Below are 9,886 nucleotides of genomic sequence, written 5' to 3'. Positions count from 1 at the left end.
TCGCTACGGCGCTGTCGAGGGCGCGCTCGCGAGCGGCTTCGCTACCGCCCAGCTACACCACTTGTGGGGACGCGACCGTCTTTTCGACAGGATATGACCTGCTTTGGGAGCTACAAATGTCGGGTGTCGAGGTCGACGAATACGGCCGCCCCTCGCTTGAGGAAACCGAGGCAGCGTGGCTGAGGCTGGGCGCGGCGTTCATGGAATTGCCGCGTCATCCGGACCTGGACGAGCCTTGGGCGGTCGAGACCTTTGGTACGCCATGGACGAAAGGGAAGCGAAGGCGTTAGGCCTGCCAGCTGCGGGATACCCAAACTCCCTCGGCGCGTAAGCCAAATTGCTCGGCGAGTTCCTCATGCAGTTCATCAAAGATGTTCATGTTGTGTAAGGCGTTGAGCATTTCGCTACGCGTTACGTCGGCCGGCATCGCATTCTCAACCCCTCTTCCGAAATTGTAGAGGGAGGCCGATCGAGCATATATCTCAGCGCAATCGAGGATGTAGGCTTTGATGTTGTTCCCGAATATCGTTTCCTCTTCCCTTCGCTGCCGCTTCGGCATGCCCTTGATGCGGGATCGCTGAATCTGAAGGGCTCCAAGCAGCCGCGCCAACGACACTCGCTCTGACAACGGGCTAAACTCAATGAGCTCCTTTAAGGCAGATACCACGTCCACAGGCACGTCGGGAAATGCCGGGATAGCAATGTGTTTTGGCAGTATTCCGTTCTCGCACTTATCCAAAAGCTCACGCAACTTTGCAGCGCACTCCTCCGCATACTCACTGAGAAAGCTTAAGGACAATGGCAGCACCGCACGAGCGGCGGAGCGCTTTGCGTCATTGCGGTCGCTCTCTATGCGGTCAACCTGCGCGATTTGCCTCCTGATCGCGTTCACGCTCCACCTCGCGGCCCACACCGCGGCGATGCCAGCGATGAGCGTTTGGTAATCGTATATCCAACGAAGTCCGCCTAGGCCGCTTATGAATATGTCGAAGTTTTCGTAAGCCGAGCGATCGAAGCTGTTTCTGACAGCCTCAATAACGGCCACGAGGACAAGCAGCCCCACGGAGAGGCCGAAGAGGAAATGTGTGCGCTCTTTCATGCCCGACGATCGCCGATAAGCAGCGCGCTAGTCCAGTCACAACCCTAAATCATCCCCAACCGAATTTCGTCACTTGGCGAAAGGGAGTAGTCATGCAACAAGAAATCTTGGACGCGTTTGCCGAGGCGTCTGCTCTCGCTATGTCGCTCGCCGAGAGGCACGGCATCGAAGCAACATCTGTGGCGCTGCTGCTGGTAGTTCTGGCCGCGGTCACGTCTCTGGAGACACCAGATGGCGAGTGAGGCAGATCAAGCTCGCCTCATCGTCGCGATAGAGGCGACTCAAGCGAAATTCGAGAAGCAGTTGGCATCGATCGCTAAGGCTGCTGAGCGTTCCGCTAAGAAGACCGAGGATGCCTTCCGCAGCGCAAACGACAACGTCGCGAAGGGCTTTGAGCGCTCGTCAGAATCCATGAGGCAGCAAGGCTTCGCCGCCAAGCAACTTTCCGCCCAGTTCGGCGACATCGCTGCCCAAATCGCGGCTGGCACTTCACCCCTGCGCGCCGTCGCTACGCAAGCCGACCAAATCCGGATGGCCCTACAATCGGCCGGCGGCGCCGCCAACGCATTCCGAGCCCTGGCGGCAGCGGTCTTCAATCCGATCACGCTGGCCACCACCGCATTCACGCTGTTGGGCGAGCGGGCCATTGCCTACTTCACCAGCGTCGGCGAAGGTACCGAGGCTGCGGATACAGCGCTGAAGGCGCACGTTGATCTGATCGACGCGGTTGCTCGCGAGTGGGGCGATGCCGTCCCGACCCTGAAGGCCTTCGCGGAGGAAGCCAAGAAGGCGGCGAACCTCGCAGATTTGCAGAACGCTACCGAGCAGTACGTCGACAAAGTCCTTGCCGAAGCAAAGGAGGTCACGAAGGGTCTGGCCGTCGAACTCGTCGACGTTGTTGCCCAACTGCGCGCCGCCGGCGCAGAGGAAGAGAGCATCCTTCGGATCCAGCAAGCGTTTAAGGCTCTCGATGCTACAGTAGCCGACGGCAAGGACTCCACTAAGGAGGCGGCGGAACTGACAACCGCCCTGGCCCAGGCTTGGGGCGAGACTGGCGTGACCGCGGCCGATTCGTTCGTTGGATCGATCAACCGCGTCGCCGCAGCCCTCGCCGAATATGCCAAGAAAGCCAGCGCTGCCCGCAGAGAGGCGGAGAGCGCGGCGCCGGCTATGTCTGGTGGCATCGTGCCGTTCAATCCCCTGCCCGCCGACGATGCCAACCGCCGTGTCCAACTCCAGGCGGCGCGCGACTCGATCTCGAATATTGAGAGCGGCGGCAATTACCGCGCGCTTGGTCCAATATTGGAGAACGGCGACCGCGCATACGGCAAGTACCAGGTCATGGGCCGCAACATTGCGGAGTGGACGAAACGCGCCATCGGTACAGCGCTCACGCCCGAGCAATTCTTGGCCAACCCGCAATTCCAAGACAAGGTTTTCGATCATGTCTTTGGCGGTTACATCGACCAATTCGGCATGCAGGGCGCTTCCGAAGCGTGGTTTGCTGGCCCTGGTGGCGTCGGCAAGTCGAACCGCAAGGACGCACTGGGCACCAGCGTTGGAGACTACAGTTCGAAGTTCGCCACCGGCCTTGGTGAGGCGAAAGACGCATGGGCTGGCCTTCGCGATGTGACAGCCAGCACACGGCAAGAAACGACGGCGCTTACGCAGCAATATGCCGACTTCGGACAAGTGGCACAGACCGCCGTTCAAGGCCTGGCGAACGCACTGGCAGATGGCAAGCTAGAGGGAAAAGAGCTCCTGCAAATCCTGATGCAGGTTGTGCAGCAGTTGATCTCCATGCCTTCCGCCTCCGGCGGAGGTGGTGGCCTGTTCGGCGGGCTGTTGAGTGCGATCTTTCCCTTTGCCAAGGGTGGCGTGGCCGCTCATGGGCGACCACAGCCACTAAAGACGTTCGCGCGCGGCGGTGTTTCGCGCACCGCGGCAATCTTCGGCGAAGCCGGCCCAGAGGCCGCTGTGCCTCTGCCGGATGGCAAAAACATCCCCGTGAAGCTGATGGAGCCGCGGATTCCGCGGGCTGCTACCAAATCGAACGACACGGTGACAATCGTTCTGCAGGACGACTCTGGTCGCATGGCAGACATCGCCGATCAGCGCATCCAAACGGCCAGCGGCACGATCGTCAAAGTCGCTGTGTCCGAATCCGGCAAGCGTGTCGTGCCGACCATGGCGAAATATCAGTCGGAAAAATCAGGCGGCCAGTGGCGATAACGGAGAACAGAAATCAAATGACCAACCCAAATCCAGCGCCTGACGAGGCGCCCGAAGACGAAGAAGAGAACGGAGTTCCGTTCGACGACGGATCGACCTTCGACGACGGCACTGGTTTCGACCAGTAACCGCCCCCCCCGAAAATTTGAGTTTTACAGCCCTGGCTAGCGCCGGGGCTTTCTTTTTATGGGAGACACTATGGCTACGGCCGCGACGGTCTATCGAGACTACGAAACCGACGGCATTCCGTCGTCTGGAAACCACAAGGTAAGAAAATCCGAAATCCGCCAGCTTCTGACTGGCTATGAGGGCATCATCAACGCCTTCATCAACACCGATGGCGGCAAGATTTTCACCTCAAAGGCGTCCCTGGATGCCAGCCTGAATTACGCCGCCAACACGATGGCTTGGGTAATCGGCGACGCGACGGTCGCCAACAACGGCGTCTACATGAAGGTTGGCGCCTCCGGCCTCGGCTCTTGGACGAGAGTCGCAGACCTGCCGTTCTCCTTCATCATCGCCAGTGATGTCGGTGCCGGCACGCCCAACGCGATTCAGGCGACGACGAGCATCCCCGTCAGCGGCAACGCGCTTGTGTGGACGAACATTTTCGAGGCGAACACCGCGACCCCGGTGACGATCAGCTTCAACGGCGGCACGGCTCTTACGATCAAGACGAACTCTGGAAGCAACATCGCGGCCGGTGGTCTTGCCGCCGGCATGATCGTTATGGGCATCGTCTCAGGCTCGACGTTTAGGCTCGTGAGCGACCAGGCCAGTGCGGCGATCGTTGCCGCTGCGGAGGCGATTCTCGCCGAGTTCAGGACAACCTACTACGGCCCGCTGGCCTCGGACCCTGCGCTGAACCCGGAAGGCGGCCCGGTGAAGCAGGGCGATCTGTACCTCAATACCACATCTCAGGCGATGAAGTACTATTCTGGCTCGGCATGGGTGTCGATACAGGCACCGGATCCGTATGCGAGCGATGCCGAGGCGACGGCTGGCACTGCAACCAATCGGAACATGAATCCGGCGAAGGTTAAGAAGGAGATCGAGACCGTCAGCCTGACGCTCGATCAGATGAGCAACCCCGAAACGCTCACTGCGATAATCAATCGGACTGGACTGGCGCCGCAGATGCTCGGCGCGCAGGCTAGCGATACAAACCACTCTCCAATGATCAATGCAGCGATCGACCGGCTCATCACTGCGGGCGGCGGCACGCTCTGGCTACCGCCCATTTCCGGAGATTGGAAAATCGGCACGGCCATCAGTTGCCACAAGTCCGGATACACTGGTTCCTACCTGAAGGTGCGGGGCTTGGGGGACAAAGCCAGGCTGAAATGGTTGAACACGACAGGAGACATGATCCTGATCGGCAATGGCACGAACCCGGTCTATTACGTCACGCTCGAAAACCTCTACCTCTACGCGGGTGGCGGTGCGCGTACGTCGGGCATCGATATCAAGGCGATCAAGGCAAATGTCATCAACATCAACGACGTTGTGACAGATGGCAGCTACGCCGGCTTTTATGGGGAGGACTTGAATTCTGTCTACCACAAGCTCGTGCACTACAACATGCCGAACCAGACGACCGGAGCCGGGGTCACCGTCCGAAGCAATCCAGCCGGCTCCGGTCGAACCGACATCGTCAAATTTGATGAGGTCACGGTGCAGGCATATAACGCCGGATCCTACGGCCTGGTTGTCGATGGTCGCGTCGCTGGCGTTCACACCGATGGCTTCTACGCGCTCGGTTGCAACCGAGGGCTCCAACTCACGTCTTCGGCAACCACACTCGCAGACGTGCCCAATTTCTGCGACTTCCGGAAGTTCGAAGTTGACCGCGCCCTTAACATCGGTGTCGTGATCGAGAAGGCTTACAGGACGGAATTCAGCAGATGCGATATCTCGAACACCTCTGGTGCAATGGACGTCCCATACCCTCAAGGCAGTAATGATGACTGCGCTATGTTCCTTGGCACCGGGGCCTGGGACACGAAGGTTATCGGTGGTCGCATCGGCAACTGCCGTACCCAAGCGGTCAACTTGCAGGGGCGTAACACGAAGTTTATCGGCACTACATTCAATGACATGTCAAAGATCGGCAGCGCCGGCGCGGCGGCCGTCTACATCGCAGCGACTGCAAACGGCTTCAATTTCCGCGATTGCACGGTCGAAGGCTTCAGCCGGGCGTCGTACGCTTTCCAAGTTGAGGCTGCAGCGAAGAATGGGTCTATCAGAGACACCCTCTATAAGGATGTTGTCACGGCGTATGCGACTTCGTTCCCCGCTACCGTTTCGAACGCCGGACAGATCCTGTGCGACTACACGTACTAGAGAAGGTCGGCGCCTACCCCTCATCGCGTTGCGGCAGCTACGCCTTCGGCGCCACCGGCGGGCACTCGAACCAGAATTCATAAAGCGGCTTGCTCAGCAGATACCCGCGCGTGATCTTGCAGCCCCCGCGGCCAGTATTCGCAAGATGCTGCTGGGCGGCCGCCTCAAGCTTCTGTTCCGGCGTCATAGTATCGGCCAGCCCGAGGGTAGCGCCTTGGGCTGCGCCAATCGCCATGGTCTTGCCGAGGCTCGGCGCGACCATCAGAGAATTGTCGGTTTTGTGCTCATAGACGCGGTATGTGTCATCGGCCATCTTCACGTGATGGACCGGGAATTTATAGGTATTCATGCGCGACATGCTTTCGCTTGTGGCGCATGACGTAACGCTCACGGCGATCAGTGCCGCGGCCAAGATCCTGAAATTCATGAGTTGCCCCTCCGTTGCGGGTGGATGTTTGCTCGACTCTGGGTGGTGGTCAAGGGGCAAGCCATTGCTCGAGCCTGGCAGCCTCTTCCTTACCCAATTTGGTCAGCGCGTAATGGCGTTGACCAGCGTCATCCATTCCAACTGACTTCACCGCCCCCTCCGTCATCAACTTGTCTATCGTCAGTTGCCCTGCCCCGCGAATTTGATCGATGGTGTCGCATTCCGGATGCGCGGCCATAAACACAAGAACACGTCGCGGCCCTTCCCTAAGTTTGAGATGGGGCCGGAATGCCTTACGCGCTTCCTGTTTCCCGCCGTGCTCACGCATCCATTTGTCGTAAGCGTCTTCCGGCCCGTCGGCAGCGGCCAGACCACTGATCTCGTCGAGCTTTGCGTCGATCGCCCTCCGGTCCCATTTGCGAGTGCCAGGGACGGCGGGAGGCATCTTGTGGCTTGCCACCCACATGGAGAAGCATGAGGGGGATATGCCGCAGTACTCAGCGGCCTCTTTACGGCCGATGAGGCGTGGGGCGTTATCGTTGCCAGTCATTTGTGCCTCGGATGCACGAATGGCAGGAAGTCGTCGCTGTAGTTTTCGTGGGAGAAGTAGTCGAGGGCGCGCTGCCCTTCTGGGAGGTCGAAGTCAGGCGCATCACCATTTGGGCCTGCGAGTAGCACCCCGATAACCTGATAAGCTTGCTGTATTTTCGCTTCGAGCTCTTCGATGCGTTTTGAGTTTTTCTCGGACATTTCCCACCTGAACAGAAGACACGGACCTGGCCGCCGGCACGAACGCCGACCGCAAATTCATAGGTCTCCTAAAAGTGGTGGTGGGCCCCGCAAGGCTGCGCTTGGTGGGCGCTACGGGAAGCTATTAGCAGAAATTGAAGCGGTCAACGAGTTTAGTTCGTCGGGTGCATCGCGACGCCTGGCCCGGCAGCGACGTCGCCATCCTCCAAGAATGTCACGCCGACCGCCTCGAGCGCAGCACGGATAGCGGCCAGGTTGTTGGCGATCGGTACCCGCTTCCCGGACTCGAAATCACGAAGCGTCGAGGGTGACACACCGGCCGCTTCGGCAAGATGCGGCTGTGTCCAGTTTACAAGTGCGCGCGCGGCGCGGCATTGCGCGGGTGTCATGGTCGATCCTCATTAAAAAACGCCAATGTCAGTATTTAATGTTGACATTGGCGCGATGTTGGTGTTTTTTAATGACATACCGCTTTTTCGGCAACATCGCAACATGAGGAGACAGCCATGAACGCACACGTCCCCGCACCGACAACCGCCACCAGAACTCAATTGCCGCGCGCGCTCGTCAGAAGAAGACCGGCCTTCGCATTCAAAATTGGGCAGATAGTTTTCAGCGGCGACCTCATGGCCGTTGTCACCGACAGAAGAAGAAGCGCGGCAGGTAGGGAGCTTTATGACGTTGATTTGCTGGGCGCCGACCACGGCCGACCACACCGCACCTTTCTAGGGCAGTACCTGTCGCCTACCCACTAGTTTCCCTGCGGCACCTCCGCAGCCTTGCCGCGCTCCGTTCTTCGTCGAGCGCGGCCCTTTATCCGAGACCCCGCGCGGGGCGACTGGCGCTTGACACGTCAGTCGGGCGGGTGGCGGTATCTCACAGGTGCCGTCGCCCGTCACCCATCCGAAGCCCACCACAGCGACCCGTCGGCCTCACCAGCCGGCGGTATTTTTTCAAGTGCCACTGGACGATCGAAATCAGAAAACGGTTTTTATATGTGATGCAATTTGAGGAGGAACCGTGCCCACTGCTGCCAACGATAACTTCCCTCGCCTTTTGACCAAGTCTCAGGCCGCCGCCTATTGCGGCCTTAGCGTACCAACTTTCGGTTCTATCTGCCCAGTGCGAGCAATTGCGCTGGGTGCCGGCGTGCGCATGGAGCGCTATGACGTTCGCGCCATCGACCAATGGATTGACCGCCTAGCAGGATCTGGAGCGGCGCTGCGAACGGCCGACCAATTGCTGGATGCTCTATGACTGGAACCGTCGTCCGCATCAAAGGGCTCAAGCGATACTTCGAGCCGAAGACCGGCAGGTGGTATGCCTACCACCGGAAATCTGGCCGCCGGCTTGCGGCTGAGTTCGGAACACCTGAGTTCTTCGCAGAGCTGGCAGCAGTCGACGCTGAGACTAAGGGGCAGGAAGCAAAACCCGGCACGCTGGCGGCGCTTATTGAGTCCTATCGCCGATCGGCCGGCTTCCAGTCACTAAAGACCCGCACGAAGTCTGACTATCAGAAGGTGCTGGAGTACCTGAAGCCACTAGGACCGTCGCCTCTCGCCGAGCTAACGCAAGGCTGGGTGGCCAGGCTGCGCGATAAGACATTCGAGAAGAAGAAGCGCAAGTTTACGAACTACACGCTGACCGTTCTATCCATCCTGTTTGAGCACGCGATCGAGCAGGAGATGATGACGGTTAACCCAGTGTCAAAGGTCAAGCGCGTTCGCAAGCCGACAGATTCAAAGGAAGCGAACCGGCCTTGGCTGGATTATGAGCGTGACGCGGTCACCGCCGCCCTCCCCGCTCACATGCGCTTGCCTGTCGCATTGATGATGTATTGTGGCCTCGATCCCCAAGACGCACTCACGCTGCCACGCACGGCCGTTTCCGACGGGCGATTGGACACACGCCGTGGCAAGACTGGCGTTCCTGTTTGGGTGCCGCTGCCGAAGCCAGTGCTCGACGCCATCGCCGCCGAGCCAAAGCATCCTGCTACAACACTGACGCTTTGCGCAAACAGCTACGGCAAGCCTTGGACGGTTTCTGGGTTCCGTGCATCCTGGCGCCCTGTTCGACAAGCGCTCGAAAAGGAAGGCAAGGTTCAGCCGGACCTTACGCTGAAGGGCCTGCGCCATACAGTGGCGACCATCTTGCGCGAAATGGGCAAGGATTATTCGGCCATCGCCGAGATGCTGGGCCAGAAAACCGAAGCGATGGCAAAGCACTATTCACGTCGCGCCGACATGTCGAAGAAGATGGCGGAAACCATCGGCGACTTCGAGGCCGAGGTGAACAGAAGGAAAACCAAAAACGTCTAGAACGGTCAGAAAAGCTGTCTAGACGACATGTCTGTTTAACCGAAACAAGGAGCTAAAATTTGAGCAATACCAAGCCGTTAAGAATGGTGCCCGGAGGCGGATTTGAACCACCGACACGCGGATTTTCAATCCGCTGCTCTACCAACTGAGCTATCCGGGCATCCTGCCGTTTCGGGCATCGGCTCCTTGCGGAACCATCGGGGCGCTTGTGTTTGCCCCGGGAACGAGCGGGGTTATAGCATCTTGTTCGGCAGTGTCCAGCGCCAAATGAAAGTTTTTTGACCGAAATCCTGTGGACAATCGAAGAGCCGAAAAAGCGAGGAGTTTCAGAGAGATCGCATCCTCTCATTCGTCCATTTTTCGTGGAAAGTGGCCGCTGGAAGCCGAAAAAGATGATCGCACGCACCCGGTGACGCGCGAGGGTCTTCTAGGCGTCGTTCGCGGCAAAGAGGATGTGGGGAAGGAAAAGCCGGACCGGCGGGTCCGGCCGAAGCGCTGCACTTAGCGGTCGTCGCCTTCGTCGGCCTTCGCTTCGTCGTCGGCAACGGGAATGGCGTAGGAGCCGGAGAGCCAGCGGTTCAGGTCGACATTGCGGCAGCGGTCGGAGCAGAAGGGATAGTGCTCGCGCTGCGACGGCCGTCCGCATTCCGGACAGGGGCGCGGCGCGCGCAGGGGCGCGACGTTGGAACCGCTTTTCTTCGTGTCGTCGGTCACTGT

10 protein-coding genes, 1 tRNA gene and 1 pseudogene are annotated in these 9,886 nt (G+C 59.2%); 5 read left to right on the top strand and 7 right to left on the bottom strand.

Translation table 11 applies throughout. The features are described from left to right. Positions 1 to 290 (top strand): annotated as a pseudogene (locus C1A35_RS36545) (hypothetical protein); the annotation flags it as partial. Here C1A35_RS36545 and C1A35_RS03160 read toward each other — a convergent pair. Then, positions 287 to 1,099, bottom strand: coding sequence for a hypothetical protein (locus C1A35_RS03160; RefSeq protein ID WP_104662878.1), 813 nt, complete (start codon positions 1,097 to 1,099; stop codon positions 287 to 289). The pseudogene C1A35_RS36545 and the gene C1A35_RS03160 sit on opposite strands and share 4 nt — an antisense overlap. Before the next feature lie 92 nt (positions 1,100 to 1,191). Here C1A35_RS03160 and C1A35_RS35735 point away from each other — a divergent pair, with 92 nt between their 5' ends. From C1A35_RS35735 to C1A35_RS36310, 3 genes are all read left to right on the top strand, one after another. Beyond that, positions 1,192 to 1,341, top strand: a complete 150-nt coding sequence (locus C1A35_RS35735; protein ID WP_158664953.1) for a hypothetical protein — start codon at positions 1,192 to 1,194, stop codon at positions 1,339 to 1,341. Continuing rightward, entirely contained in the window at positions 1,331 to 3,331 is a 2,001-nt protein-coding gene (locus C1A35_RS03155; protein ID WP_104662877.1) for a phage tail length tape measure family protein, read from the top strand. The genes C1A35_RS35735 and C1A35_RS03155 overlap by 11 nt, the downstream gene beginning before the upstream one ends. 198 nt (positions 3,332 to 3,529) lie before the next feature. After that, entirely contained in the window at positions 3,530 to 5,674 is a 2,145-nt protein-coding gene (locus tag C1A35_RS36310; protein ID WP_199772841.1) for a hypothetical protein, read from the top strand. A gap of 37 nt (positions 5,675 to 5,711) precedes the next feature. On the opposite strand, the gene C1A35_RS03145 is transcribed toward C1A35_RS36310, so the two are convergent. From C1A35_RS03145 to C1A35_RS03130, 4 genes are all read right to left on the bottom strand, one after another. Further along, positions 5,712 to 6,101: a hypothetical protein gene (locus tag C1A35_RS03145; protein ID WP_104662876.1), complete on the bottom strand. Its 390-nt coding sequence runs from the start codon at positions 6,099 to 6,101 to the stop codon at positions 5,712 to 5,714. A gap of 49 nt (positions 6,102 to 6,150) precedes the next feature. Then, the gene (locus tag C1A35_RS36580) at positions 6,151 to 6,651 is read right to left on the bottom strand and encodes a helix-turn-helix transcriptional regulator (RefSeq protein WP_234822717.1); all 501 of its coding nucleotides are present in this window, start codon (positions 6,649 to 6,651) and stop codon (positions 6,151 to 6,153) included. Beyond that, positions 6,648 to 6,851: a hypothetical protein gene (locus C1A35_RS03135; RefSeq protein WP_104662875.1), complete on the bottom strand. Its 204-nt coding sequence runs from the start codon at positions 6,849 to 6,851 to the stop codon at positions 6,648 to 6,650. The genes C1A35_RS36580 and C1A35_RS03135 overlap by 4 nt, the downstream gene beginning before the upstream one ends. A 152-nt stretch (positions 6,852 to 7,003) precedes the next feature. Next, positions 7,004 to 7,240 (bottom strand): helix-turn-helix domain-containing protein, encoded by a 237-nt coding sequence (locus tag C1A35_RS03130; protein WP_104662874.1) that lies wholly within the window; start codon positions 7,238 to 7,240, stop codon positions 7,004 to 7,006. Between the two features lie 864 nt (positions 7,241 to 8,104). Here C1A35_RS03130 and C1A35_RS03120 point away from each other — a divergent pair. Beyond that, complete coding sequence (locus C1A35_RS03120) at positions 8,105 to 9,169, top strand: tyrosine-type recombinase/integrase (RefSeq protein WP_104662872.1); 1,065 nt, start codon at positions 8,105 to 8,107, stop codon at positions 9,167 to 9,169. Positions 9,170 to 9,253: 84 nt separating this feature from the next. Here C1A35_RS03120 and C1A35_RS03115 read toward each other — a convergent pair. Both C1A35_RS03115 and yacG read right to left on the bottom strand, forming a co-directional pair. Further along, positions 9,254 to 9,329, bottom strand: a tRNA-Phe gene (locus C1A35_RS03115). 341 nt (positions 9,330 to 9,670) lie between these two features. After that, positions 9,671 to 9,883 carry a DNA gyrase inhibitor YacG gene (gene yacG / locus C1A35_RS03110; protein WP_104662871.1) on the bottom strand — a complete coding sequence of 71 codons (213 nt, stop codon included), beginning with the start codon at positions 9,881 to 9,883 and terminating at the stop codon, positions 9,671 to 9,673. Between the last annotated feature and the right edge of the window lie 3 nt (positions 9,884 to 9,886).

Origin of the sequence: Ensifer adhaerens (assembly GCF_002940685.1) — a bacterium.
GTDB lineage: Bacteria > Pseudomonadota > Alphaproteobacteria > Rhizobiales > Rhizobiaceae > Ensifer > Ensifer adhaerens_E.
This window is presented reverse-complemented; position numbering and strand designations above follow the sequence as displayed.

Coding starts and splice junctions, on each gene's coding strand:
- C1A35_RS03160 (WP_104662878.1), bottom strand. CDS start 1,099: ATGAAAGAGCGCACACATTTCCTCTTCGGCCTCTCCGTGGGGCTGCTT.
- C1A35_RS35735 (WP_158664953.1), top strand. CDS start 1,192: ATGCAACAAGAAATCTTGGACGCGTTTGCCGAGGCGTCTGCTCTCGCT.
- C1A35_RS03155 (WP_104662877.1), top strand. CDS start 1,331: ATGGCGAGTGAGGCAGATCAAGCTCGCCTCATCGTCGCGATAGAGGCG.
- C1A35_RS36310 (WP_199772841.1), top strand. CDS start 3,530: ATGGCTACGGCCGCGACGGTCTATCGAGACTACGAAACCGACGGCATT.
- C1A35_RS03145 (WP_104662876.1), bottom strand. CDS start 6,101: ATGAATTTCAGGATCTTGGCCGCGGCACTGATCGCCGTGAGCGTTACG.
- C1A35_RS36580 (WP_234822717.1), bottom strand. CDS start 6,651: ATGACTGGCAACGATAACGCCCCACGCCTCATCGGCCGTAAAGAGGCC.
- C1A35_RS03135 (WP_104662875.1), bottom strand. CDS start 6,851: ATGTCCGAGAAAAACTCAAAACGCATCGAAGAGCTCGAAGCGAAAATA.
- C1A35_RS03130 (WP_104662874.1), bottom strand. CDS start 7,240: ATGACACCCGCGCAATGCCGCGCCGCGCGCGCACTTGTAAACTGGACA.
- C1A35_RS03120 (WP_104662872.1), top strand. CDS start 8,105: ATGACTGGAACCGTCGTCCGCATCAAAGGGCTCAAGCGATACTTCGAG.